This is a genomic window from Pseudomonas sp. GW821-FHT05D12, from assembly GCF_059419825.1.
On sequence record NZ_JBWKSN010000002.1, the window covers coordinates 341,049 to 367,601 of the forward strand.

At 62.3% G+C, this 26,553-nt stretch carries 20 protein-coding genes; 13 read left to right on the plus strand and 7 right to left on the minus strand.

Annotation, left to right across the window (positions count from 1 at the left end):
- Window positions 1–72: 72 nt before the first annotated feature.
- From araD1 to AC07SI_RS04670, 6 genes are all read left to right on the plus strand, one after another.
- Window positions 73–1,071, plus strand: coding sequence for an AraD1 family protein (araD1, locus tag AC07SI_RS04645; RefSeq protein ID WP_495005238.1), 999 nt, complete (start codon window positions 73–75; stop codon window positions 1,069–1,071).
- Between the two features lie 68 nt (window positions 1,072–1,139).
- Entirely contained in the window at window positions 1,140–2,459 is a 1,320-nt protein-coding gene (locus tag AC07SI_RS04650) for an MFS transporter (RefSeq protein ID WP_495005356.1), read from the plus strand.
- 45 nt (window positions 2,460–2,504) lie between these two features.
- Window positions 2,505–4,061, plus strand: coding sequence for a UxaA family hydrolase (locus tag AC07SI_RS04655; protein WP_495005239.1), 1,557 nt, complete (start codon window positions 2,505–2,507; stop codon window positions 4,059–4,061).
- Window positions 4,062–4,177: 116 nt separating this feature from the next.
- Window positions 4,178–5,764, plus strand: coding sequence for an aldehyde dehydrogenase (NADP(+)) (locus AC07SI_RS04660; protein ID WP_495005240.1), 1,587 nt, complete (start codon window positions 4,178–4,180; stop codon window positions 5,762–5,764).
- Between the two features lie 164 nt (window positions 5,765–5,928).
- The gene (locus AC07SI_RS04665) at window positions 5,929–7,467 is read left to right on the plus strand and encodes a cryptochrome/photolyase family protein (protein ID WP_495005241.1); all 1,539 of its coding nucleotides are present in this window, start codon (window positions 5,929–5,931) and stop codon (window positions 7,465–7,467) included.
- Window positions 7,464–7,622 (plus strand): DUF2256 domain-containing protein, encoded by a 159-nt coding sequence (locus AC07SI_RS04670; protein WP_120448592.1) that lies wholly within the window; start codon window positions 7,464–7,466, stop codon window positions 7,620–7,622. Before AC07SI_RS04665 ends, AC07SI_RS04670 begins: the two co-directional genes overlap by 4 nt.
- Before the next feature lie 15 nt (window positions 7,623–7,637).
- Here the strand turns inward: AC07SI_RS04670 and AC07SI_RS04675 are convergent, their stop codons facing one another.
- The gene (locus AC07SI_RS04675; RefSeq protein WP_495005242.1) at window positions 7,638–8,963 is read right to left on the minus strand and encodes an LLM class flavin-dependent oxidoreductase; all 1,326 of its coding nucleotides are present in this window, start codon (window positions 8,961–8,963) and stop codon (window positions 7,638–7,640) included.
- 329 nt (window positions 8,964–9,292) lie between these two features.
- Between AC07SI_RS04675 and AC07SI_RS04680 the strand changes: the two genes are divergently transcribed.
- From AC07SI_RS04680 to AC07SI_RS04690, 3 genes are all read left to right on the plus strand, one after another.
- Window positions 9,293–10,849 carry an efflux transporter outer membrane subunit gene (locus AC07SI_RS04680; protein ID WP_495005243.1) on the plus strand — a complete coding sequence of 519 codons (1,557 nt, stop codon included), beginning with the start codon at window positions 9,293–9,295 and terminating at the stop codon, window positions 10,847–10,849.
- 113 nt (window positions 10,850–10,962) lie between these two features.
- Window positions 10,963–12,075, plus strand: coding sequence for an efflux RND transporter periplasmic adaptor subunit (locus tag AC07SI_RS04685; RefSeq protein ID WP_495005357.1), 1,113 nt, complete (start codon window positions 10,963–10,965; stop codon window positions 12,073–12,075).
- Window positions 12,076–12,084: 9 nt separating this feature from the next.
- Entirely contained in the window at window positions 12,085–15,135 is a 3,051-nt protein-coding gene (locus AC07SI_RS04690; protein WP_495005244.1) for an efflux RND transporter permease subunit, read from the plus strand.
- A gap of 32 nt (window positions 15,136–15,167) precedes the next feature.
- Here the strand turns inward: AC07SI_RS04690 and AC07SI_RS04695 are convergent, their stop codons facing one another.
- The 4 genes from AC07SI_RS04695 to AC07SI_RS04710 all read right to left on the minus strand — a co-directional run bounded on the left by AC07SI_RS04695 (window position 15,168) and on the right by AC07SI_RS04710 (window position 19,946).
- Window positions 15,168–16,466 carry an OprD family porin gene (locus tag AC07SI_RS04695; RefSeq protein WP_495005245.1) on the minus strand — a complete coding sequence of 433 codons (1,299 nt, stop codon included), beginning with the start codon at window positions 16,464–16,466 and terminating at the stop codon, window positions 15,168–15,170.
- Between the two features lie 79 nt (window positions 16,467–16,545).
- Window positions 16,546–17,916 (minus strand): MFS transporter, encoded by a 1,371-nt coding sequence (locus AC07SI_RS04700; protein ID WP_106803873.1) that lies wholly within the window; start codon window positions 17,914–17,916, stop codon window positions 16,546–16,548.
- Window positions 17,917–17,972: 56 nt separating this feature from the next.
- On the minus strand, window positions 17,973–18,806 hold the full coding sequence (locus AC07SI_RS04705) for an inositol monophosphatase family protein (protein ID WP_495005246.1): 834 nt from the start codon (window positions 18,804–18,806) through the stop codon (window positions 17,973–17,975).
- 147 nt (window positions 18,807–18,953) lie between these two features.
- Window positions 18,954–19,946, minus strand: a complete 993-nt coding sequence (locus AC07SI_RS04710) for a LacI family DNA-binding transcriptional regulator (RefSeq protein ID WP_495005247.1) — start codon at window positions 19,944–19,946, stop codon at window positions 18,954–18,956.
- 227 nt (window positions 19,947–20,173) lie between these two features.
- Between AC07SI_RS04710 and AC07SI_RS04715 the strand changes: the two genes are divergently transcribed.
- Window positions 20,174–21,043 carry an isocitrate lyase/PEP mutase family protein gene (locus AC07SI_RS04715; protein ID WP_495005248.1) on the plus strand — a complete coding sequence of 290 codons (870 nt, stop codon included), beginning with the start codon at window positions 20,174–20,176 and terminating at the stop codon, window positions 21,041–21,043.
- A gap of 45 nt (window positions 21,044–21,088) precedes the next feature.
- Here AC07SI_RS04715 and AC07SI_RS04720 read toward each other — a convergent pair whose 3' ends face one another.
- Window positions 21,089–22,414, minus strand: a complete 1,326-nt coding sequence (locus tag AC07SI_RS04720) for an LLM class flavin-dependent oxidoreductase (protein ID WP_495005249.1) — start codon at window positions 22,412–22,414, stop codon at window positions 21,089–21,091.
- A gap of 116 nt (window positions 22,415–22,530) precedes the next feature.
- Between AC07SI_RS04720 and AC07SI_RS04725 the strand changes: the two genes are divergently transcribed.
- Window positions 22,531–22,944 carry a VOC family protein gene (locus AC07SI_RS04725; protein WP_065905231.1) on the plus strand — a complete coding sequence of 138 codons (414 nt, stop codon included), beginning with the start codon at window positions 22,531–22,533 and terminating at the stop codon, window positions 22,942–22,944.
- A gap of 376 nt (window positions 22,945–23,320) precedes the next feature.
- Window positions 23,321–24,643, plus strand: a complete 1,323-nt coding sequence (locus tag AC07SI_RS04730; RefSeq protein WP_065905229.1) for an OprD family porin — start codon at window positions 23,321–23,323, stop codon at window positions 24,641–24,643.
- Here AC07SI_RS04730 and AC07SI_RS04735 read toward each other — a convergent pair whose 3' ends face one another.
- The gene (locus tag AC07SI_RS04735; protein WP_495005250.1) at window positions 24,644–25,126 is read right to left on the minus strand and encodes a winged helix-turn-helix transcriptional regulator; all 483 of its coding nucleotides are present in this window, start codon (window positions 25,124–25,126) and stop codon (window positions 24,644–24,646) included.
- 107 nt (window positions 25,127–25,233) lie between these two features.
- On the opposite strand from AC07SI_RS04735, the gene fabF reads away from it, so the two are divergent.
- Window positions 25,234–26,502, plus strand: coding sequence for a beta-ketoacyl-ACP synthase II (gene fabF, locus AC07SI_RS04740; protein WP_495005251.1), 1,269 nt, complete (start codon window positions 25,234–25,236; stop codon window positions 26,500–26,502).
- Window positions 26,503–26,553: the final 51 nt, after the last annotated feature.

The following is a 26,553-nucleotide window of genomic DNA, read 5'->3' on the forward strand; positions in this document are numbered from 1 at the left end:
AACTCTCATTAGGCAGCAACAGCCTGGAAATTTAAAGTGGCCCCAACGATAACAACAAGCTGAGGCTCCTCCATGCGATTAATCCAATTTGAAGACTCCTCAGGCCAGCGTGGAGTCGGCGTCGTCGAAGGCGACGCGATTCAAGTCGTCAACGGTGTATCCAGCACCCGCACGCTTGCCCTCGCCGCGATTGCCAATGGTCGCAGCCTGCTCAAGGAAGTCGAGGCCAGGGGCACCACCCTCGGTCCTGAAGGTTATACCCAGGTGCTGGAAGCCCGCCGAGTCCTGCCGCCCCTCGACCATGAAGACCCCGCGCACTGCCTGATCAGCGGCACTGGCCTGACCCACCTGGGAAGCGCCTCCACCCGCGACCAGATGCACCAGCAAAAGGTCGATGACAAAGCCGCACTTACCGACACCGCCAGAATGTTCCAATGGGGCCTCGACGGCGGCCGCCCGGCGGCAGGAACAGTGGGCGCCCAGCCGGAATGGTTCTACAAGGGCGACGGTTCCATTGTGGTACGCCCGAACCAGGCCTTCCAGTCGCCGGACTTCGCCGAAGATGCGGGTGAAGAACCAGAGCTGACCGGTCTCTACGTGATCGGCGAAGACGGCAAGCCCTACCGCCTGGGCTTTGCCTTGGGCAACGAGTTCTCCGACCATGTCATGGAGCGTCGCAATTACCTCTACCTGGCACACTCCAAGCTGCGTAACTGCTCCTATGGGCCAGAGCTGCGCGTGGGCGAGTTGCCCCGGCACCTGGCGGGGACCAGCCGGATCTGGCGCGACGGCACCGTGTTATGGGAGAAAGAGTTCCTGAGTGGCGAGGACAACATGTGCCACAGCCTGGAGAACCTTGAGTACCACCACTTCAAGTACGCCCAGTTCCTGCGTCCAGGCGATGTGCATGTGCACTTCTTCGGCACCGCCACCCTGTCGGTAGCCGATAACATCAAGACCCAGCCGGGCGACCGTTTCGAAGTCAGCATGCGTGAGTTCGGTGAACCGCTGTGCAACACCATCGAAGTGGTTGCACCCGCCTTCAGCACTGGAGAAGTACAGACGCTGTGACCGATGCGGCCCTTGATCGGGCCTCAAGCAAGGCTGCATTTCATAATAAACATAAGAGTGAGATGAAAATGACCACTGGCAATGCACAGGTCGTTACCGCTACGACAGCGAGTCCCGCCATCACCGCCCGCCCGACCACCGTACGTTGGAGGATTTTCCTGCTCCTGCTGCTGCTCTCGGCCATCAACTACATCGACCGGGCGTCACTGTCGGTTGCACTGCCGCTGATTTCAGCTGATTTCAACATGACGCCGGCGCTTGAGGGGTTGATGCTGAGTGCATTCTTCTGGTCGTACGCGCTGATGCAGATCCCCGGCGGCATGCTGCTCGACCGTTTCCAGACGCGCAATATCGTCGGCATTGCCACGGTCGGCTGGGGCCTGTTCCAGGCCTTGGCGGGCGGCGCGCACAACTGGATCACGTTGCTCATCACCCGCATCGGCCTGGGTGTCGCGGAGTCGCCGATCATGCCGGCCGGCGCCAAGCTCAACGGTGCCTGGCTGACGCCCAATGAACGCGGGCGCGGCGCCACCCTGGTTGACGGCGGCGCGCCGCTGGGCACTGCACTGGGCGCAATCCTGATCGCAGGGCTGATCACCTGGTTTGATTCGTGGCGGATCGCATTCGTCATCGCGGGCGTCGGCACCATGGTCGTGGGCATATGGGCGTGGTGGTACATCAGGAACCATCCCAGTGAGCACCCGAAAGTCAATGCTGCAGAGCTGGCCTACATCACCGATGCCAACGAAGCCGCGAAGAAAGCCACCGGTGGGCGCAAGGCGGTCCTCAAGGACCTGCTCAAGAGTCGTTCGGTACTGGCCATGTTTGCGGGGTACGCGTGCTACAACAGTGTGTTCTACGGCCTGCTGACCTGGATGCCGAGCTACTTGCACAAAGCCCATAACCTCGACATCAAGGCCATGGGCGGCGCCACCTTCCTGATCTTCATATGCGGCTTCATCGGCGAACTGTTTGGTGGCTGGGTGTCGGATAAATGGAAGGCTGCCGGCGGCCAACCCAACACGGTCATGCGCAGCATGTTCGCAGGCTCCGCCGCAATTGCCGCGATCTGTATTCTCGCCGTGGCCTACAGCAGTGACGCCGTCGTGGTTATCTCGCTGCTCTGTGTCGCGCTGTTTTTCATTCGCTGGTGCGGCATGTACTGGTGCCTGCCCGCCATTCTCGGCGGCCAGTCCAAAGCCGGCGTGTTGGGCGGCAGCATGAACTTCTGCGGCAATATGGTCGGGGTGATCGTGCCTATCCTGATCGGCCTGATCGTGCAATTCACCGGCTCGTACTTCCTGGCGCTGATCTTCTTCGTCGTCATGGCTTCAGGATTGATGCTGTTCTCCAGCCTGATTGATTATCGCGAGCGTGGGTTGGCCTGACCTGCCCGACTCCATAGCGCTCCCTGAAAAACCGAGGCAACCGTCATGCAACTCATAACTACAACAGGCAGCGAGACCGCTGCCAATGCCGTGATCAGACTCAATGTGCTCGACGATGTATTGATCGCGCGGCAACCGCTGATCAAGGGCCTGGAGCTCAAGGCCGAAGGCATCCAGGTACTTGAGCCGGTGCCCTCCGGCCACAAAGTCGCTGCGCGTCATATCGACGTGGGCCAACCCGTGCGCCGCTACGGGCAGATCATCGGCTTCGCGAGCCAGCCAATCGAAGCGGGACAGCATGTGCACGTTCACAACGTCGCAATGGGTGATTTCTCTCGGGACTATGCCTTCGGCGTCGATGCCAAAGGCAGTCCTGCGCCCACCGCAGAGACGTTCATGGGCATCGTGCGCGCCGATGGCCGTGTCGCGACCCGCAACTACATCGGCATTCTGACCTCGGTCAATTGCTCGGCGACGGTGGCGCGTGCGATTGCCGATTACTTCCGCCGCGACATTCATCCTGAAGCGCTGGTCGAGTACCCCAACGTCGATGGTGTCGTTGCACTCACCCACGGCGTTGGCTGCGCGGTCGACCCCGGCGGCGAGGCGCTGGCCATGCTGCGCAGGACGCTGGGCGGCTATGCCGTCCACCCCAACTTTGCTTCGGTGCTGCTGATTGGGCTGGGCTGCGAGACCAACCAGATTCCCGAATTGCTCGCCGCCCAGGGCCTTGAAAGCAGCGATTCGTTGCGCACATTTACCATCCAGGGCACCGGTGGCACCTCCAAGACCATTGCCAGTGGCATTGCTCAAGTGAAGTCGCTGCTGGCCGAAGCCAACCAGGTCAAGCGTGAGCCGGTCAGCGCCAAACACCTGATTATCGGCCTGCAATGCGGTGGTTCGGACGGTTACTCGGGCATCACCGCCAACCCGGCACTGGGCAATGCCGTGGACCGCCTGGTGGCTGCCGGCGGCACCGCGATCCTGTCGGAAACCCCGGAGGTTTACGGCGCCGAGCACTTGCTGACCCGTCGCGCCGTCAGCCAGCAAGTGGGTGAAAAACTCATCGCGCGCATTCATTGGTGGGAAGTCTACTGCAAGCGCATGGATGCCGAGCTCAACAACAACCCGTCGGCGGGCAACAAGGCCGGTGGCCTGACCACCATCCTGGAAAAATCCCTCGGCGCCGTGGCCAAGGCCGGCTCGACCGATCTGGTCGACGTCTACGAATACGCTGAAACCGTCAGGGCCCACGGCCTGGTGTTCATGGACACCCCCGGCTATGACCCGATCTCCGCGACCGGCCAGGTCGCCGGCGGCGCCAATCTGATTGCCTTTACCACGGGGCGCGGGTCGGCTTATGGGTGTGCACCCTCGCCGTCGATCAAGCTCGCCACCAACAGCCGTCTGTGGGAAACCCAGGAAGAAGACATGGACGTCAACTGCGGCGGGATTGCCGACGGCAGCATGACCATTGAGGAGCGCGGCGAATACATCTTTCGCATGATGCTGCGCATCGCCTCAGGCGACAAAAGCAAAAGTGAACAGCATGGCTACGGCCAGAACGAATTCGTGCCCTGGCAGATCGGTGCGATCACTTAAGGCCCTGCATTCACTTCGACACACCGGCTCCCGTCGTCCCGCACGATGCGGAGCCGCTTTAGTTTGCCGGTGTCGAGCCTGGCATTTCTCTTCATCCTCCAATCAGGAACCCTGACATGACTCAGATTCTCGGTCAGAACTACATCGGTGGTCAGCGACTTGGCGCGGGCAACGTGCAGCTGCACAGTTTCGATGCGACAACCGGCGAAGCCCTCCCGGGCCACTTCATCCAGGCCACACAAGACGAGGTCGACGCGGCAGCCAAGGCGGCCGGCGCCGCTTACCCGATTTACCGCAACCTGCCAGCCGCGCGCCGCGCCGAGTTCCTGGAGGCCATCGCTGACGAGCTGGATGCCCTCGGCGACGATTTCGTCAGCACTGTCTGCCGTGAGACCGCCTTGCCTGCCGGGCGTATCCAGGGTGAGCGTGGCCGCACCAGCGGGCAAATGCGCCTGTTCGCCCAGGTACTGCGGCGAGGCGACTTCTACGGCGCGCGCATTGACCGCGCCCTGCCGGACCGGGCGCCCCTGCCCCGCCCTGACTTGCGCCAGTTCCGGATCGCGGTGGGGCCCGTCGCCGTGTTCGGCGCGAGCAACTTCCCGCTGGCGTTTTCCACTGCCGGTGGCGACACCGCTTCTGCCCTGGCAGCGGGCTGCCCGGTGGTGTTCAAGGCTCACAGCGGCCACATGGCGACCGCTGAATGGGTCGCGGACGCGATCATGCGGGCCGCGCAGCGCACCGGCATGCCCGCCGGCGTGTTCAACATGATCTATGGCGGGGGCGTCGGCGAGTGGCTGGTGAAACATCCCGCCATCCAAGCCGTGGGGTTCACCGGCTCGCTTAAAGGCGGCAATGCGCTGTGCAAGATGGCCGCGCAACGTCCGCAGCCGATTCCGGTGTTTGCCGAGATGTCGAGCATCAACCCGGTGATCATTCTGCCCCAGGCCCTGCAAGTGCGCGGCGAGACCATCGCCAAGGAGCTGGCTGGTTCGGTGACCTTGGGTTGCGGGCAATTCTGTACCAATCCCGGGCTGATCATTGGCCAGAGATCAGCGGATTTCAGCGCCTTCCTGCAACGCTTCACCGCGCAGATGCATGACCAGCCGGCCCAGACGATGCTCAACGCAGGCGCCTTGGCCAGCTATGCCAGCGGTCTGCAACACCTGCACGCGCATCCGGGCGTGGAGCACCTGGCGGGCAATCCTCAGCAAGGGAAACAGGCCCAGCCACAATTGTTCAAAGCCGATGTCAGCCTGCTGCTCACCGGTGACGAATTGCTCCAGGAGGAAGTGTTCGGCCCTGCCACCATCGTTATTGAAGTCGCCGACCAGGCACAACTGGTCGCCGCACTCAATGGACTGCGCGGGCAACTGACGGCCACCGTGCTTGGCGAAGCCGATGAGTTGCTCGAATACAGCTGGTTGACCGGCCTGCTGCAGGAGAAAGTCGGACGGATCCTGTTGAACGGCTATCCAACCGGTGTTGAAGTCACCGACACCATGGTGCATGGCGGGCCTTACCCGGCGACATCCGACGCGCGCGGCACGTCGGTGGGAACCTTGGCGATTGATCGCTTCCTGCGCCCGGTCTGCTTCCAGAACTACCCCGACGCCCTCTTGCCCGAAGCGCTTCAAGATGCCAACCCACTTGGCATTGCGCGCTTGGTCGACGGCGAACACACGCGTGCGGCCCTGGGCAACTAAAGCGAGCGGGGAATAAAAACGCTTCAATAGAGAACCCGACCGCTGTGTCGGGTTTTCTGTTTATGGCGGATTGTCAGTCCATCCCTTTAAGCCTATCGTGTTAAAAACTTATACAAGGACATAGGCTATGTACAACAAATCGCAGTGGTCGGCGATGTTCTGCAATGGATAAGACTCACCGACTGTGCCTGGTCCTGGGCGACCAGTTGTCTTTTGACCTGGCCTCCTTGAAGGCGTTGGATGCCGAACACGACACGGTGTTGCTGGTCGAGGTGATGGAGGAAGCCAGCCACGTGGCCCATCACCCGCAGAAAATCGCACTGATCTTCAGCGCGATGCGCCATTTCGCCCAGGCGCTGCAACAGCGGGGCATCCGCGTGAACTACGTCACCCTCGATGATCCGCACAACAGCGGCTCGGTGCCGGGCGAGTTGCAGCGCTGGCAGTCGCTGCTGCAACCCGACTCGCTGCATCTGACCGAGTGCGGTGACTGGCGCCTGGAGCAGTCCCTCAAGGCATGCGGCTTGGCCATCCAGTGGCATACCGATAGCCGCTTCCTCTGCACCCGGTCCGGATTCTCGTCCTGGGCCGCCGGCAAAAAGCAGCTGCGCATGGAGTTTTTCTACCGTGAGATGCGGCGCAAGAGCGGCCTGCTGGTCAATGGCGACGGCAGTCCGGTGGGCGGCGCCTGGAACTTTGATGCCGACAACCGCAAGGCGCTGCCCAAGCAGGTGAGAGCGCCCTTGCCGATGCGCTTTACCGCAGATGCCATCACCCAGGAGGTGCTGGCGCTGGTGGCGAAGAACTTCACCGAACATTATGGCGACCTAGGCACCTTTGACTACCCGGTGACCCACGCCGACGCCCAGGCGCTGTGGGAGTATTTCCTCGACTGGGGGCTGGCGGCGTTCGGTGACTACCAGGATGCCATGGCCAGCGATGAACCCTTCCTGTTTCATGCCCGGATCAGCGCCGCGCTGAATATCGGCCTGCTGGACCTGCGCCAGGTGTGCCAGGACGTCGAGTCGGCGTATTGGGCGCAGAGGATTCCCCTCAACGCCGCCGAAGGTTTTATCCGCCAACTCATCGGTTGGCGCGAATATGTCCGCGGTGTCTACTGGCTGAAAATGCCGGACTACGCCAGCGGCAATCTGTTTGGCAACAGCAGGCCGCTTCCGGAGTTCTACTGGACGGGCGAGACCCAAATGAACTGCATGCGCCAGGCGATCGGCCAAAGCCTGAAGCACGCCTATGCCCACCATATCCAGCGGCTGATGGTGACCGGCAACTTTGCGCTGCTGGCCGGCATCACGCCGAATCAGATTTGCGACTGGTACCTGGCGATTTACATGGACGCGTTCGACTGGGTCGAGTTGCCCAATACACTGGGCATGGTCATGCACGCGGACGGCGGCTACCTGGGCTCCAAGCCTTATTGCGCGAGTGGCCAATATATAAAACGCATGTCCGATTATTGCGGCAACTGCGCGTACAAGGTCAGTGAAAGCACCACTGACGACGCCTGCCCGTTCAATGCGCTTTACTGGCACTTCCTCATGCGTCACGGCGACCTTCTGCGCAGCAATCCGCGCATGGGCATGGTCTACAAAAACCTCGACCGAATGACTGAGCCCAAACAACAAGCGCTCTGGGACCGCGGCCAGACACTGCTCGCCAGGCTCGATGCCGGGGAGTCGTTGTGAAGAAGAGCGAACTCCCGGTCAAAAAATGCGTGGTCTGCGGATTGGATTTCGCCTGGCGCAAGAAATGGGCGCGCTGTTGGGACGAGGTGCGCTACTGCTCGCAGCGTTGCCGACGACACAAGCCGTCAGCACCGGGCAGCCACCCGCCCGCCTGAACAGCGCTTGGATCGCTAGCCGCCGCGTGCAAACCGAGGAATGTCCAGCCCCAGGTTTTCACGCAGTGTCGTGCCTTCGTACGCCGTGCGGTACACCCCTCGTTCCTGCAACAACGGAATGACCTCCTGGGTGAACCGATTGAATTGCTCTGGGTGCCCGATATAGAGGTTGAAACCATCCACGGCGCGCGCCTCGAACCACTCGGCCATTTTCCGCGCGACGGTGTCGGCGGTGCCCACGAAGGCACCCGGACGCAGTTTTCGACCAAATTCAACGGCCTGGCGCAAGGTAAAACCCTTATCGCGCGCCTGGTCGGCAATGCGTTTGGCTGCGGTAAAGAAGCTGCTGCGCGCAGCCTCCAGGCTTTCTTGCGGAAACGGCGCATCCAGGTCGTACTGGCTGAAATCATGCCAACCGAAGTTGCGCCCGAACTCCTTCAGGGCGAGTTCAAAACTATGGTCGACGTGATGGTAATGCTGCTCGATTTCACGCGCATGCGCGTCGGTGTCGCCGACATACACTTCTGCGCCGGGCATCACCAGCAGGTGCTGCGGGTCACGGCCCAGCCGCGCCGCCCTGCCCTTTACATCCTGGTAAAACGCCTGGCCCTGCTCGATGCTGGCGGCGTGGGTGAAGATCACGTCGGCGGTAGCGGCACCGAGGGCGCGGCCTTGTTCCGAATCACCGGCCTGGAAGATCACCGGCTGGCCCTGGGGTGACCGCTGGATGTTCAGCGGGCCGACCACGGAAAAATGCTCGCCCTTGTGGTTCAGGCTGTGCAGTTTGCTCGGGTCGAGGAACTGACCCGTGGAGCGGTCACGCACGAAGGCATCGTCTTCATAGGAGTTCCACAACCCCTGCACCACCTGCACGTGTTCAGCGGCGCGGCCGTAGCGGGTGTCGTAATCATAATGCTCGTCGCGGCTGTAATTGCCGGCAGTGCCGGCGTCGCCGCTGGTGACCACGTTCCAGCCGGCGCGGCCTTTGCTGATCAGGTCCAGCGATGCCAGGCGCCGCGCGACGTTATACGGCGAGTTATAGGAAGTCGTCAGCGTGCCGACCAGGCCTAGATGCCGCGTGCTCACGGCGAGCGCCGATAACAGGGTCAACGGCTCCAGGCGATTGAGGTAATGGGAGGGCGACCCCGGTGTGATGAACTGGCTGTCGACGATAAACATCAAGTCGAACAGCGCCGCCTCTGCCTGGCGCGCAATGTCGATATACCAGTCGACGTTGACACTGGCATCGGCCGGCAGGTGTGGGTCAAGCCACAGGTTGTGGCGCCCGGGCCCACCGCAGCCCATCGTCAGGGCGCCCAGTTTCAGCTGTCTTTTGCTCATGTCCACGTATTCCAGCCCAAGTGACTAAGGGCGCATACAGTGAGCGACTCGCCCCGCCGTGTAAAATACCCACAATGCATAACCTAATTCATTAACAATGCCGAAAGCGCATTTAATGCGCCTGCCGTGCCTGTGCGACCCCATGCACTGACATTGCGCAGTCCCCGGCACCACCTACACTCATCTGAATCCGGCGACGCCGCGCCCTTGTTACCCGGCCGGTCCGTTGCACCTGCACGCAGTGCTCGACAAAAAAAGCAGTTAACCAACTGATTAATAGAGTAACTATGAAAGAGCACCTGCGGCAGCGTGTATTCAGACCGCAACACGTGGCACACCTTCTGGCGCCCTTGAGCCTGCTATGCCTCGCCCTCGCCGGCTGTACGGTCGGGCCGGATTTCGTGCGCCCCGATGCGCCGGCGAATGCCGACTACTCTCGCGAAAAGCTCAGCACCACTGCCCAGGCCGATATCGACACCGGGGGCGCGGCGCAGCGGTTGATCGCCGGGATGGATATTCCCGGTCAATGGTGGGCGCTCTTCCGTTCGCCAGCCCTCAATGCCCTGGTTGAAGAGGCCTTGCGCGCCAACCCGGACGTGAGCGCCGCGCAAGCCGCGCTGCGCCAGGCCAACGAGTTGGTGTATGCCGACCAGGCGTCACTGTTTCCCTCGGTCAGTGGCAATGTGCAAAAAGCCCGCGAGAAAGTCTCCGGCGTCACTTCGGGGCTGCCGGAGTCGCCGATTCTCACCGTCAGTTCGGCCTCGTTGAGCGTGTCCTATGCGCCCGATGTGTTTGGCGGTACGCGCCGGCAAATCGAAGCCACCTCGGCGCAGGCCGAGTACCAGCGCTTCCAGCTGGAGGCGACTTACCTGACCTTGACCGCGAATGTGGTCAATACCGCGATCAGCCTGGCGTCGGTGCGAGACCAGATCGCCGTCACCGAGGAAATCATCCGCCTGCAGGGCGGCCAGCTCGACTTGCTGCAAGCCCAGCGGCGCCTGGGCGCCATCAGTGATGCCGACGTGCTCACGCAACAGACCGCGCTGGCACAGTCGCGCGCGACCTTGCCGCCGTTGCAGAAGCAATTGGCGCAGACGCGCAACCAGCTGATGGCCTACCTCGGCCGCTTCCCCAATCAGGATCAGGGTGAGCGTTTCAACCTGGCCTCCCTGCAACTGCCGCAGGCACTGCCGGTCAGCCTGCCTTCCGACATGGTCGCGCAGCGGCCGGATGTGCGCTCTGCACAGGCGCAATTGCACCAGGCCAGCGCTGACATTGGTGTGGCCGTGGCCAACCAACTGCCGCAGTTCAGCATCACCGGGTCATTGGGCTCCACGGTGGCGGGCGGCACCAAGCTGTTTTCGTCCGGCTCCGGCGTGTGGAGCCTGGCCGGCGCGATCACTCAGCCTCTGTTTGATGCCGGCGCGCTCGAACACCGCAAACGCGCGGCCGTGGCGGCCTATGACGAATCGGCGGCGCGCTATCGCGGCACCGTGCTGACCGCGTTCCAGGACGTGGCCAACGCGCTCCGGGCGCTGGAAGCCGACGCTGACGCACTCAACCAGCAGGTCGTGGCGGAACGCTCCGCGCAAGCCAGCCTGGATTTGGTGCAAGCCCAGTTCCGTCTCGGCGCCGTGGCGTACATCAACCTGCTCAACGCCCAGCAAACCTATCAGAACACTGCGTTGGCACGCGTCAGGGCACAGGCTGCGCGCTACAGCGACACCACGGCGCTGTTCCAGGCACTGGGTGGCGGCTGGTGGAACCGCACGGATGTGGACCCCGCGACAAAGGGCCGTCCGGATCGCTTCGGCCTGCCGTCGTGGCAGGAAATCATGCCGGCCACGAAAAAGCCTGCGCCCAGCGACTCGGCGCGGTTCGACTGAACTGAATCATTGAAACAGTGAGATTCTCCATGGCTGACGTCCAGACTGCCTCTCCCCTGCCTCCCGCGCCCAGCGCACCGGGCAGCCCACGCAAGCGCCGGTTATGGCGGCCGATGCTGATCATGGTCGCGGTGGTGCTGGTGATCGTGGCGATCATTGCCGGGGTGAAATTCGTGCAGATTTCGGCACTGATCGCCCAGTCCAAGGCGCCGTTGCCCGCCGCCGTAGTGACGGCCATGCACGTGCCGTTCAGCGAGTGGCAACCCAGCGTCTCGGCCGTGGGGTCAATGAAAGCGGTTCGCGGTGTGGATGTGACCACCGAGGTCGGCGGTATCGTGCGCACCCTCGGATTCAAACCTGGCCAAGAGGTGCCGGCCCAGGCCCTGTTGGTGCAACTGAATGCCGATTCCGACATCGCGCAACTGCATTCGCTTGAGGCCACGGCCGACCTGGCGGTGATCGTGCTCAAGCGCGACAAAGCCCAACTGGCGGTCAACGCCGTGTCCCAGGCCCAGGTCGACACCGACACCGCCGACCTGAAGGCCAAGCAAGCGGCAGCCGAGCAACAGCGCGCACTGGTGGCGAAGAAAACCATTCGCGCGCCGTTTGCCGGGCGGATCGGCATTACCAGCGTCAACCCGGGGCAATACCTCAACCCCGGCGACAAAATCGCCACGCTGCAGACGTTCGACCCGATCTACATCGACTTCACCGTGCCGCAAACCCAGCTCGAAGCCATCGCCATCGGCCAACCCGTCGCAGTGACCGCCGACGGCCTGCCCAACCAGACCTTCACCGGGCGCGTCAGCACCATCGATACCCAGTTCGACTCGACCACGCGCAACGTCACCGTCGAAGCGACCGTCGAGAACCCCAGGCAAAGCCTGGTGCCCGGCATGTTCGCCCGCGCCGTCGTGACCTCCGGGACGCCGCAGCGCTACCTCACCGTGCCGCAGACCGCAGTCACCTACAACCCTTATGGCACCACCGTATTCATCGCGACGTCGGCCAAGAACGACAAGGGCGAGGACGTGCTGACGGCGCAGCAGACCTTTATCCAGACCGGGCCGACCCGTGGCGACCAGGTAGCGATCCTGTCCGGCGTGAAGGAAGGCGACCTGTTGATCACCAGCGGCCAGATGAAACTCAAGAATGGCTCGCCGGTGAAGGTCGATAACAGCGCGGCACCGCTCAATGACCCGGCCCCGACTCCCCAAGAACATTAAAGGTGTCCCATGAAGCTTACCGATACCTTTATCCAGCGACCGGTGTGGGCCGTGGTCGTGTCACTGTTCATCCTGATCCTGGGGCTGCGCTCGATCTTCGAATTGCCGGTCAACCAATGGCCGCGCACCGAAAATACCGTGGTGACCATTACCACCTCCTACTACGGGGCGGACGCGTCCACGGTCGCAGGCTTTATTACCCAGCCGCTGGAGTCGGCGATTGCCCAGGCCCAGGGCATCGACTACCTGGCCTCTTCAAGCATCACCGGGATCTCGACCATCACCGCCACGCTGCGGCTGAACTACGACGCGAGCAAGGCGCTGACCGAGATCAACACCCAGGTCAACTCGGTCAAGAACCAACTGCCGGCCCAGGCCCAGGAACCGGTGCTGACCATCGCCGTCGGGCAGACCACCGATGCGATGTACCTGGGCTTCTACAGTGACACCCTGCCCACCAACAACATCACTGACTACCTGGTGCGCGTGGTCAAGCCCAAGCTGGATTCGATCCAGGGCGTGCAGACCGCCGAAATCCTCGGCGGACGCCAGTTCGCCCTGCGCGCCTGGCTCGACCCGGACAAACTGGCGGCGCATAACGTCACCGCGCAGGACGTGTCGACGGCCCTGGCCAACAACAACTACCTGTCGGCCGTCGGCTCCACGCGCGGGCAGACCGTGACCGTGGACCTCACCGCCGGCACTGATCTGCACACGGTGGATGAGTTCAAACAGCTGGTGATCAAGCAGAAAGGCGATGCACTGGTGTACCTGGCGGACGTGGCGACAGTCACCCTCGGCGCCGAGAGCTATGACAGCAGCGTGGCATTTTCCGGCAAGCGCTCGGTGTTCATCGGCATCAAGGTGGCCCCTACCGCGAACATCCTCACGGTCGCCGACAGCGTGCGCCAGGCGTTCCCCGAGCTGCAATCGCAACTGCCCACCGGCGTGCGCGGCGACATCGTGTATGACTCCACCGCGTTCATCAACACCTCGATCTACGAGGTGGTGAAGACCCTGGTCGAGGCGATGATCATTGTCTCGGTGGTCATCTACCTGTTCCTCGGCTCTTTCCGGGCGGTGATTGTGCCCCTGGTGGCGATCCCGCTGTCGCTGGTCGGTACCTTCTTCGTCATGTACCTGCTCGGTTACTCGATCAACCTGCTGACCCTGCTCGCGCTGGTGTTGGCGATCGGGCTGGTGGTCGACGACGCAATCATTGTGGTGGAAAACGTCGACCGACATATCAAGGAAGAAGGCAAAGGTGTGCTGGAGGCCGCGTTGGTGGCGGCGCGCGAACTGGGCGGGCCGATCATTGCGATGACGGTGGTGCTGATTGCTGCGTACGTGCCCATCGGCTTGCGCAGCGGCCTGACGGGCGCGCTGTTCAAGGAGTTCTGTTTTTCGCTGGCGGGCGCGGTCACCGTGTCGGTCGTGGTGGCGTTGACGCTGTCGCCGATGATGACCTCCAAGCTGTTCAAGACCGGCCAAGAGGAAGGTCGCTTCGCGCGCCGCCTTGATCAGTATTTTGACTGGCTGCGCGGGCGTTATCACCGCGTGCTGTCCGGCGGGCTGGATATCTGGCCGGTGCTGGTGACGTTTGGCTTTGTGCTGTTCCTGCTGGTCGCCGCCAGTGGCATGACCGCCAAGAGCGAGCTGTCGCCGACCGAAGACCAGGGCCTGGTGTTCATGCAGATCAAAGGCCCGCCGACCGCCTCGCCACAGCAGATGGAGCGGATTGCCGACCAGGCGTTCCAGATCGCCAGCAAGGAGTCCGAGTACGCGCAAATGTTCCAGCTCACCGGCCTGCCGGCGCTCAATCAAGGCCTGGGCGGCGTGCTGCTCAAGACCTGGGATGATCGGACCCGCTCCCAGGCCCAGCTGATTCTGGACCTGCAGCAAAAGTGGAACCAGGTGCCCGGCGCAACCATCGCCGCCTTTCCGTTGCCGTCGCTGCCGGGGGCCCAAGGGTTGCCGGTACAGTTTGTGATCACCACCACTGATTCGGTGGAAAACCTCAATGAGGTCGCGCAAGCGGTGATGGCCGAGGCGCAGAAGCAGCAGCTGTTCTGGTTCTCCGACATGGACCTGAAACTCGACAAGCCCCAGGCGCGACTGGTGGTCGACCGGGAAAAAATCGCTGCATTGGGCATGACCCAGGCCGATGTCGGCGCGGCGCTGTCGGCGGCCCTGGGCGGCAACTACGTCAACTACTTCTCCACTGCCGGGCGCTCGTACAAAGTCATTCCCCAGGTGCTGCAGGTCAACCGCCTCAACCCGGAGCAGATTCTCGACTACTACATTCGCACGCCCGCAGGCGCCATGATCCCCGCGCGCACCGTGGCGCACATCGAGACGTCGACGCAGCCGGAGTCGATCAACCACTTCCAGCAACTCAATTCGGCCACGCTTTCCGGCGTGAGTGGCGTGGCCCAGGGCGAGCTGCTGGCCAAACTCAATACGATCCTCAACAACGTGGCACCGTCCGGCTATACCTCCGACTTTTCCGGCGAGTCGCGGCAGTTCATGCAGGAATCCGGTGGCTTCGTCGGGCTGCTGATGTTCTCGATCCTGATCGTCTACCTGGCGCTGGCCTTCCAGTTCGAAAGCTTTCGCGACCCGGTGGTGATCCTGTTCTCGGTGCCACCGGCGCTGTTTGGGGCATTGGCGTTTATCACCATGGGTTACGCCTCGATCAATGTGTACACCCAGGTGGGCCTGGTGACGCTATTGGGGCTGATCACCAAGCACGGGATTCTGATTGTGCAGTTCGCCAACGAACTGCAGCGCGCAGGCCACAGCAAACGTGAGGCCATTGAAGAAGCGGCGGCCGTGCGCCTGCGGCCGATCCTGATGACCACGGCGGCCATGGTCCTGGGCGTGGTGCCGCTGGTCTGGGCCTCCGGCGCCGGGGCTGCGGGTCGGCATGACATGGGGCTGGTGATCTTTGCCGGGCTGTCGATCGGCACGCTGTTGACGCTGTTCATGGTGCCGGCGATGTACCTGTTTATCGGTGCCACGCACCATCGAGAGGTCGAACAACCGGTGTATGAGAGTTGAGCCAGTGCACAGCCCGCTGTGCACTGACGCGCTTACAAGATCGAGATCGGGTACTGAACGATCAGGCGGTTCTCGTTGAAGCTGTTGGTGTTACCAAAGCTTCGACGCTGCGTCGCATTGCGCCAGCGCAGGTTCAATGAGCGCAACGGCCCGCTCTGCAGCGTATAGCCGACTTCGGTTTCGCGCCCGCGTTCGCGGCCATCACTCACGGCGCCGGCGTGCACATTGCTGCCCTTGATGAACCTGTTCATCAGCGTCAGCCCCGGCACTCCGACGGCCGCAAAGTTGTAGTCATGCCGCACCTGCCAGGAACGCTCGTTGGCCAGGTCGTAACTGGAGCCATAGCTGTCGTTCGCCAGGGTCGCCCCACTGGTGCCGGCGACCCGCTGCAGGCCGGTTTCACCGGTAAGACGTTGCAGGCCGACATAGAACGTGTGGCCGCCGGTCTTCAGGGAAAACAGGCCCGACAGCGTGCGGTTGTTCTCGCTGCCGGCCAACGCGGCGCCATCTTGCGTGCCGATGAAATAGCCGACATTGGCACCGAGGCTGATGCTCTCGGTGATCGGCTGGGTGTGCAGCAGCTGGAAGTATTGCTGCTGGTAGACGTCTTCGAGTTGGCCGTACCAGGCCGCAACCACTGTGTGTTCGTGGTTGAACGTATAGTCGCCGCCGATGAAATCGAACGCATCCGATTCGATGCTGTTCCTGCCGTGCAACACCGTGCCGACGCTGTTCTGCGACAGCTTCTGCATGCTGGCGTCGTTACGCTGGCTGTTGCCGCGAAATTGACCGCCGTACAGGTTCACGTTGGGGATTTCCCGCGAGGTGATTTGCGCGCCTTCGAGGGTCTGCGGCAGCGAACGGCCATCGTCGGCACGCAGTATCGGCAGGACCGGCATCCACTCGCCGATCTTCAGCTCGGTCTTGGAAAACCGCGCCTTGCCGGCGACAGCCAAGCGGCCAAAGTCATCAGCCGGCCGGTTGCCGTCGTGGGTCGGCAACAACTGCGTGCCGTAAGTGCCCCGGCCGCCGTCCAGCTTGATCGCCAACATGCCCAGCGCGTCCAGGCCAAAGCCGACGGTGCCCGAGGTAAAACCTGACTTCGCATCGAGGATAAAACTTTGTGTCCACTCCGCGGCCTGGCCATGCCCGGTAGACCCCGGCAGGGCTTTGGAGGCGCCGTTATCGACAAAGTCACGGCTCATGTAGAAATTGCGCAGCACCAGGTTGGCCTTCGCATCCTCGATAAACCCATCGGCCTGCACCAGGCCCGAGAAGCCCAGTGCAATGACCACGACGTTGCTTTTCACACGCTGAAAATTGAGGCTCATTATTATGCTTCCCATTGTTTTTTGAGCGCAGCGATCCCGTCCCCGACCACCGTCGCCGGGGCGGTTTACACAGAAAAGGTCAGGTGTTGGCAGGCAGCGCCGCCAGTGACGAGGGGCGTCGTGGACGCCGTGCCACCCAGGACAACAGGCAGGTCAGCAGCACCGAGCCGATGGCCGCGCCGACCCACAGTTGCGAGAGGGTGTTGAAGTCGTAGAGTTTGAGGCCGGTGGCCGACAGCGTGGTGCCACGCTGGATGATGACGCCGGTGAGCATCTCGCCGGCTGCCGCGCCGATGTAGCTGACAATCCCGATCATGCCCAATGCCGCGCCAGCCGCCGCCTTGCCGGCGATATCAACGGCCATCAGGCCGCCGAGGAAGCACAGCAATGCCCCCAGCGAACTGCCGAATATCACCATCGACAGCACGTCCATCCAGTAATGCCCGGCCGGGCCATACAGAAACAAGGCCAGGCCCCCTGCGTTCATGACGCCGAAGACGACCGCCAGGCCATGGCGGCGGCCGGCGAAAAAGCGATCGGAGATCAGCCCGCTCAAGCCCGTACCGGCAATCCCGCAGATGCTCGCCACGGAAATCAGCGTGGACGCGGTCAGGGTGTCGTAGTGCTTGGCGTTTTCCAGGAAGAACACACCCCAGGAGTTGACCGCATAGCGACCGACATACATCAGGCACGAAGCGAGTGCCAGCAGCCAGAGCGCCGGGCTCTTGAGCAATAACCATTGAATCGCGGCAACGCTGGTGACGGTGCCTTTGATTTCCAGTGCGGGCTTGGAATTGACCGGTGCAAAGCCTTCGCTTTCCGGCGAGTCGGCCATGAACGCAAACACCAGCACGATGCCGAGCAAGCCCATGGCGGTCGCCAGCCAGTAGCCATACTGCCAGCCCCACGTGACCACGACAGCGGCGACGGCGACATACGTCAGCGCTTCGCCGAGGTTGTGCGCAATCGACCAGAAGCCGTAATAGGTACCCCGCTCGCGGTCGCCATACCAGCGCGCCAGGGACACCACGCATGGCCCGACACCCATCGACTGCGCCCAGCCATTGATGCCCCAGGCCAGGGTCAGGATCACCGCGTTGGTGGTCAAGCCCATGCAGGCGTTCACCAGCGCACTCAGGGCCAGGCCAAGCATCATGAAGCGGCGCACATTGGCATGGTCGGCGAGAAAGCCGTTGACCAATTTACCGATGGCATAGGTGAAGAACAGCGCCGAGCCGATCATCCCCAATTCGCTGGGGCTGAGGATGTCCTGGGACACCAGGGCGGGCTTGACCACGTTGAACGACAACCTGCAGACATAAAACAATGCATAACTGAGTGACATCGACAGCAAGGTTTGCAGGCGGATGCGCCTGAAGAGTTTGGGGTCGATTTCGGGCTCCAGCGCGCGCGCTGGTGCAGCCTTGAGCAAGCTCAATAGAGATTTCATAGCCGACAGTTCCTGTTTTTATTGTGCTGTACGTGCTTTAAAAGGTGCTGCTGCGATCAGGCGTCCAGGGCATTCCCAAGCATCGAGGCGACTTGGGCGTAGACCTGCGGGTTGGCCACCAGCAACGGATTGCCCTCGGTCAGGCCGTGGTTGCGCAGAAAGTCATTGCTCACGCCGCCCGCCTCCTTCACCAGTACCAGCCCGGCGAGGCAGTCCCAGCTGTTGATGTGGGTTTCGTAGTAACCGATCAGCCGGCCTGCGGCGACGTAGGCCACCATCAGCGCGCCCGAGCCATTGCGAATGAAGGTACCGCCCTCTTCCAGCAACTGCGCGATAAAGGGAATGAAATGTTGCTTGCCGCGCCGATGGGAGGTGCCTACGCCCATCACGCCGTGAGCAATGTCGGGCGCCGTGTGCACGCTCAGCCGCTGCTGATTGAGCCAGGCACCTTGGCCGTTGCAGGCATGGAACAACTCGTCGTGCACCGCGTCCGCCACGGCCCCCAACCACGGTTCGCCGTCGACCATCAGGCCGATGGACACGCACCAACTGTGCAGGCCGTTGACGAAACAGCTGGTGCCATCGATGGGATCGACCACCCAGATGCACTGCGCATCCAGGGTCGCGCCGCCTGTCTCTTCCCCCAGGAACCCATCCTGCGGAAACCGCTCGGCCAAGCGCTGCTTGATGTAGGCCTCGGTGTCCTGGTCGACGATGCTGACCAAGTCCTGGGGCTGGTCGCCCTTGTGGCTGACGACCAGGCTGTCGCGCTGCCGGTAAGGCCCGAGTGCGCGCCGCGCGGCTTGCATGGCCAGCTCCTGCGCACAGGCATAACGCTGTTGCAGGTCTTCAGGACTCAGCGGTGTGCAGCGCTGTTGGCTATTTTGCATGGGCTACCCCTTGTTGGATGTGTGAATTTCAGCGCTTTGCACACGTGTGCAAGACAGGTGCAAAAAATGGCGGACCTGCCGCCATTCACACTGAACCGCTGTATAAGGCACGAAAAAAATATTCGTTTCAACACATTTTTAAACTATTTATTCCAATGTGCTGCGCCGTTGAATCAACTGCACCGGCACCAAGAAAGGCTGCTCCACGGCCGCGTTGAGCGTGGCGGCCACTGCCTGCCGGGCCAAGGCCTCGGGGTCCTGGCGGACGGTGGTCAGGGCGTAGGCATCGTGGCCCGCCTGGGGAATATCGTCAAAACCGACCACCGCCACATCCTGGGCAACCTGCAGGCCCAGCTTGAATCGCAGGGCGTCCATCACCCCCAGGGCCAGCAGATCGGTGGCGCAAAAAATCCCGTCGGGGCGCGTGGGCTGTGCAAACAGGGCCAGCGCGGCGTCCACGCCTGCGGCGTAACCCCCGACGGCCTCGTAATGTTCGGCCAAGGGCGCCAGGCCGGCCTCGGCGACGACCTGGCGAAATCCCTGCAAGCGTTGTCGTGAGCTGTAATTGCCCTCGCTCTGGCCGACGAATGCCAGGCGCGTCGCGCCGCTGCGCAGCAATTCACGGGCCGCCAACCGGCCCCCTTCGACATGGTCGCTGACCACCAGGTTGGCACCCTGCAGGTGCGCATCGCAATTGATCATGGTCAACGGCACTTGCCGATTCAGGTAGCGCTCCACCTGCTCGCTCGACGCTGCCGCCGAGGTGAGGATCACCCCGGCCACTTGATAGCTCAGCAACTCCTGCATCGAGCGTTCGAGTTGTTCCGGGTCATTGGCGTTCATCAGCAGCGGCATCAAGCCGTGCAGGCTCAGATGGTGAGTCAAGGGCCCCAGCAGGCTCGCGAGGAAAGGGTTTTCAAACCCGGCGGTGATGATGCCGACAAAATTGCTGCTGCCCTTGTTCATGGTCCTGGCAATCAGGTTGACCTGGTAACCCAGCGCCTCGGCAGACTTCATCACCCGTTCGCGCATGCGTGGCGACACGCTGGCGCCCGGCGTGAAGGTACGGGAGACGGCAGACCGTGAAACCCCGGCATGCAGGGCGACGGCTTCGGCGTTGATAATGTCCGGGCTAGGCATGTAGGCAAAGTCAGCCTGAAGGAGAAGGCAGCATTCTGGCAGCGCAAAAACCTGAAGTCGACGGCAACGGCGCAGTTGCTGGCAGGAAAAAACACAGGCTAACCTATGTGCTAGAGGCATAGCCCATTCTCAAACGTCATAATCCTACGTTTTCCTACATGGTAATCTCACATCCCTACCAATAGGCATTGATCGTTTGTCGACAATGGCCCCAACCAGGAAAGATCATGCCAAGAAAGTCACACTCAGCCCTGCGTCGTAATTTCCGTGAATTGCTTGCAACGCCTACGTGCGTTGAAACCGCGTCTGTATTCGACCCGATGTCGGCGCGTATCGCCGCCGACCTGGGTTTTGAGGTAGGTATCCTGGGGGGCTCCGTCGCCTCGTTGCAGGTACTTGCCGCCCCCGATTTTGCCTTGATCACGCTGAGTGAATTCGTCGAGCAGGCCACCCGCATCGGCCGCGTCGCCCAGTTGCCGTTTATTGCTGACGCCGACCACGGCTACGGCAATGCCCTGAACGTTATGCGTACCGTCGAAGAACTCGAACGTGCCGGTGTCGCCGCGCTCACCATCGAAGACACGTTGCTGCCCGCGCAATTCGGGCGCAAATCCACCGACCTGATCTCCATCGAGGAAGGCATCGGCAAAGTCAGGGCAGCCCTGGAAGCACGCGTCGATCCGGAGTTGGCGATCATCGCCCGCACCAACGCCGGCGTCTTGCCCACCGAAGCCGTGATCGAGCGGACCCTGGCCTATCAAAAGGCCGGTGCGGACGGGATCTGCATGGTCGGTGTCAGCGACTTCGAACACTTGGAGAAAATCGCCGAAAACCTCACCGTGCCGTTGATGTTGGTGACTTACGGCAATCCCAAGCTCAATGACAGCCAACGCCTGGTAAGCCTCGGTGTACGCGTGGTCGTGGCGGGTCACGGCGCCTACTTTGCTGCAATCAAGGCCACCTACGACAGCCTGCGCGCACAGCGCCAGTTGACCCACAGCACCTCCAACCTCAGTGCCACCGAACTGACACACACCTACACGTTGCCGGAAAACTACGTGGCCTGGGCGCAAGAGTTCATGGACGTCAAAGAGTAATACCCGGGCGGAACGAGGGGGTCACCCCCTCCTCCACACCCCGCTTCAGCTGAAGAACCGGTTGCCCTGCCGTGGCAATCCCAGGTTCTCGCGCAAGGTTGCCCCTTCATACTCGCGCCGAAAAATCCCCCGCGCCTGCAACTCAGGCACGACGTGGTCGACAAAATCATCGAGCCCGCCCGGCAGCCACGGGAACATCACGTTGAAGCCGTCACTGCCCTCCTCCTCCAGCCATTGCTGCATCTCGTCAGCAATACTCTGGGCGGTGCCCACGAACGACAGGCCGGCATACCCGCCAAGGCGCTGGGCCAATTGGCGCACGGTCAGTTGCTCGCGATCGGCCAGGGCCAGCACACGTTCGCGCGAGCTCTGGCTGCCGTTGGTCTCGGGAATTGCCGGCAGGTAGCCGTCCGGGTCGAATTTGGACGCGTCCGTACCCAGCGCAACCGACAGCGAGGCAATTGCGCTCTGCTCATGCACCAGGCTGTCGAGGTGCGCACGAATGCGGCGTGCGTCTTCAAGCGTGTCGCCCACCACCACAAAGGCGCCAGGCAGGATCTTCAGGTGGTCGGGGTTGCGCTGGATCAGGCGCATGCGCCGCTTGATATCGGCATAGAAGGCCTTGCCCTCCTCCAGGTTGCCCGGCGCGACGAAGATCACTTCGGCGGTTTCTGCCGCCAGTTGCCGCCCGGGCTCGGAGGAGCCGGCTTGCACGATCACCGGCCAGCCCTGTACCGGGCGGGCAATGTGCAGCGGGCCGCGCACGTTCAGGTAGCGCCCCTTGTGATCGAGGGTGTGCAGCTTGTCGGGGTCGAAGAACACGCCGCTGTCGGCATCGCGAATAAACGCATCGTCGGCCCAACTGTCCCACAGCCCGGTGACCACGTCGTAGAACTCGCGGGCACGGGCGTAACGCTGATCGTGCGAGTAGGCCTCGTCCAGACCGAAATTCAGCGCGGCATCGGGGTTGGCGGTGGTGACGATATTCCAGCCGGCGCGGCCATTGCTCAGGTGGTCCAGGGAGGCAAAACGCCGGGCAATGTGGAAGGGTTCGTCATAGGTGGTGGACGCGGTGGCCACCAGCCCGATGTGCTCGGTCGCCTGGCTCAAGGCCGACAACAGCGTGAACGGCTCGAACGAGGTCGCGGTATGGCTGCGCTTGAGTGCCTCAGTGGGCATGTTCAGCAAGGCCAGGTGGTCGGCCATGAAGAAGGCGTCGAACCGACCGCGCTCAAGGGTTTGCGCAAAGCGCTTGAGGTGCGCGAAATTGAAATTGGCGTCACGAAAAGCGCCGGGATAGCGCCAGGCGCCGGTGTGGATACTGGCCGGACGCATGAACGCGCCCAGCTTGAGTTGGCGTTGTGCAGTCATGAAGCACTCCCAGGAAATAGTCCTCAAGCATCGTCCGGCTGGACTTTTGCTGTCCAATAATCAAACGTGCTGGCTTATTCCTTGAAGTACCACCGTGCCAGTCGTGAGGTTTAGCTATGCAGACCGTTTTTCACTTTGCCTTCAATGTCACCGACCTGGACCGCGCCAGGGCCTTTTACGGCGGCGTGCTCGGTTGCGAGGAAGGCCGCAGCACCGAGACGTGGGTCGATTACGATTTCTTCGGGCACCAGCTGTCATTGCACTTGGGTACACCGTTCAAGACCGAAAACACCGGGCATGTCGGCAAGCACCTGGTGCCGATGCCGCACTTCGGCCTGGCCATGGCCCTGGAAGACTGGCAAGCCACCGCCGAGCGCCTGACCCAAGCCGGCACTGACTTTGTATTGCAACCGCAAGTACGCTTTGCCGGTGAGCCCGGCGAGCAGTGGACGATGTTTTTCCTCGATCCGTTTGGCAACCCTATCGAGTTCAAGGGGTTCAGGTCGATGAGTGCGCTGTATACGCGCTGAATCCCAATTGAGCCACGCGGTGTTTAAATAGCCATTGGTTAAGTGCCGCGTTATATAACTTATTCGACCACGCATAAAAAATCCGCCGCAGAATCTGCGGCGGCAACCAAAGGTTTTTGTCGAAGCAGAGCGGCTAAGACAGGGCCAACGCTACACCCCTGCTTGATTAAATAGTGTGAAGTTTAATTAATCGAGTTTAATCCAGCGCCTGGCTGCAGGCCGCGTGAACTGTGCTTAGAATCAACCTCGGCAAACTCGCCGAACACAATAAGAATCGTAACGCCTCACCTGAAAAACATCTGCCAATACGCTCTTATGCGCCATCCAGTCAGTGCGATGTTTCTGTGCGCGTTAATTATTCCGGGGAAGTCACAACATGATCAAACAGTGCAGCCTGTTAGCGCTGGCGGTGTGCGCCAGTATCAGCCAATTCGCGCAAGCCGACGCCGTCTCCGACCAGGCCGATTCCAAAGGGTTTATCGAGGGCAGCAGTGTCACCGGGCTGTTGCGCAACTATTACTTTGACCGCAACCGCGAAGGCGGCAGGGCCGACAACCGCGACTGGACCCAGGGCGCGATGCTCAACTACGCCTCGGGCTTTACCCAGGGCACCATCGGTTTCGGCGTGGATGCCTACGCCTACGGCGGGCTGAAACTCGACGCTACCCATGCGGACGCCGGCACCGGCAACCTGCCGACCGACCGGCATGGCGATCCCGAAGATGCCTACGGCTCCGTCGGTGCCGCGGTGAAGATCAAAATCTCCAAGACCCAACTCAAGTTCGGTGACATGCAGCCCACTGCACCCGTGTTCGCCACCGGCGGTACGCGCCTGCTGCCCCAGACCGCCACCGGCTTTGACCTGACCAGCAGCGAGATCGCCGGGCTGGACCTGGAAGCCGGGCACTTCACCAGCACCAACAGCGGCATGACCAGCGACCATGACCACGATATCTACGCCACCTACGCCAACGTGCCGGCCAACAGCGCGAGTTTTGTCGGCGGCAAATACGCCTTCACCCCGTCCCTGAGCGCGACGCTGTACGCCAGCGAACTGGAAGATATCTGGCGTCAGTACTACACCAACCTCAACTACGTCATCCCGCTGGGCCATGACCAGTCGCTGGCCCTGGACGGCAACCTCTACCGCACCCTCGACACCGGCAGCGCCAAGGCCGGCGCGATCAACAACACCACGTATTCGGTCGCGGCGGCGTATTCGTTCCTGCAGGCCCACACACTGACGCTGTCGTTCCAGAAAGTGCACGGCGACACGCCCTTCGACTACATCGGCACCGGCAACAACGGCGCGGGTGAAGGCGGCGACTCGGTGTACCTGGCCAACTCGGTGCAATGGGGCGACTTCAACGGCCCGGGCGAGCAGTCCTGGGGGATTCGCTATGACTTGAACATGGCCAGCTATGGTGTGCCGGGCCTGAGTTTCATGGGCCGTTACATCAACGGTTCGGACATCAACGGCACCCATACGCCGGTCAACAGCGCGTATGCCGGCGACTATGGCGCCGATGGCGCTCACCACGAGACTGACCTTGAGGCCAAATACGTGATCCAGAGCGGCCCGGCGAAAAACCTGTCGCTGCGCGTGCGCGATGCGATCGTGGCGTCGAACGCCGACCAGCGCGACGGCGATTTGAACGAGTTGCGACTGATCGTCGACTACCCGTTCACCCTGCTGTAATCACTGCCCGAACAACTCCAGCCGCTCGCGCATCCCCGCGCTGGCGGCTGGACCGGCCTGCAACGTGCAGGCATCCAAGGGCACCACCTGCCCATCGGCATCAGCCATCATCGGCTGCACCAACCGCCCCGTCCCGCGCTCCACCACCTGCACACTGGCGCCTTCCTCGGCGTAATGCCGGTTGCCCCACGCCACCAGCGACATCAGCACCATACGAAAATCCTCGCCCTTGGCCGTCGGTACGTATTCGTAGCGTGGCGGCCGTTCGCTGTAGGCCTTGCGCTCGAGCATCCCGGCGTCGACCAGGGCGGTGAGGCGGCGCGTGAGCATGTTCGGTGCGATGCCGAGGCTGCGCGAAAACTCATCGAAACGGCGCAGGCCTTGCAGCGCGTCGCGCATGATCAGGATGCTCCACCACTCCCCTACCCGGTCGAGGCTGCGGGCGATGGGGCATTCGTCGCGGGTCAGGGACTTGCGTTGCATAGGGGTTCCTGTGAGTCGCTATAAAGTTGTGTGACGCCATGTTACTTTCATCATGATAGTGACGTCCATAGGGTCTGTACCCTCAACACAACCGGAGTCGATTGATCATGAGTAAACGTATCGTTGTGACGGGCATGGGCGCCCTGACGCCGCTGGGCGCCAGCGTGGAAGCGACCTGGCAGCGCCTGTTGAAAGGCCAGTCGGGCATCCGTCGCCTGCCTGAAGAATTGATTGGCGACCTGGCGGTCAGCATCGGCGGCCAAGTCCAGAGTGCGCAGCAGGATGCCGAGGCGGGTTTTGATCCTGATCGGCTGTTGGCGGCCAAGGAACAACGCAAGATGGACCGCTTTATCCTGTTCGCCCTGGCGGCGGCCGACGAGGCGTTGAAGCAAGCCGGCTGGGCACCGAAAATCCCGGAAGAACAGGAACGCACCGCGACCATCATTGCTTCGGGCGTAGGCGGTTTCCCGGCGATTGCCGATGCGGTGCGCACCACTGACAGCAAAGGCCCACGGCGGCTGTCACCGTTCACTATTCCGTCGTTCCTGAGCAACATGGCCGCCGGGCATGTGTCGATCAACTACGGCTTGAAAGGCCCGCTGGGCGCACCGGTGACCGCCTGTGCGGCCGGCGTGCAGGCGATTGGCGACGCCGCGCGGATGATCCGTGCCGGTGAAGTCGATGTCGCCGTGTGCGGGGGCGCCGAAGCGGCGATCCACCGGGTCAGCCTCGCTGGGTTTGCAGCGGCGCGGGCACTGTCCAGCGACTTCAACGACACCCCGGAGCGTGCCTCGCGGCCCTTCGACCAGGCGCGCGACGGCTTCGTGATGGGCGAAGGCGCCGGCATCCTGGTCATCGAGGAACTCGAACACGCCCTGGCACGCGGCGCCCAGCCGATTGCCGAGCTGGTGGGCTACGGCACCAGTGCCGATGCCTATCACATGACGGCCGGCCCGGAAGACGGTGACGGCGCACGCCGGGCCATGACCCAGGCCTTGCGCCAGGCTGGAATCGAGGCGTCTGCGGTGCAGTACCTGAACGCCCACGCCACCTCGACGCCCGTGGGCGACAAAGGCGAGTTGGCCGCGATCAAGACGGTGTTCGGCGCCACGGGCAGGCCGGCGATCAGCTCGACCAAATCCGCCACCGGCCACTTGCTGGGCGCTGCGGGCGGCATCGAAGCTATCTTCACCGTCCTCGCCCTGCGCGATCAGATCGCCCCGGTGACCCTCAACCTGGACCACCCTGACGCCCTCGCCGAGGGCCTGGACCTGCTGCGCGGTGAGGCACGGCCGATGGCCATTGAATACGCGCTGTCCAACGGCTTCGGCTTTGGCGGCGTGAATGCCAGCGTGCTGTTCCGCCGCTGGCACTGACCCGCCGGTTTGCCCCTGTTGTGATTTTCGGGGACCATGGGCGCCTTTCCT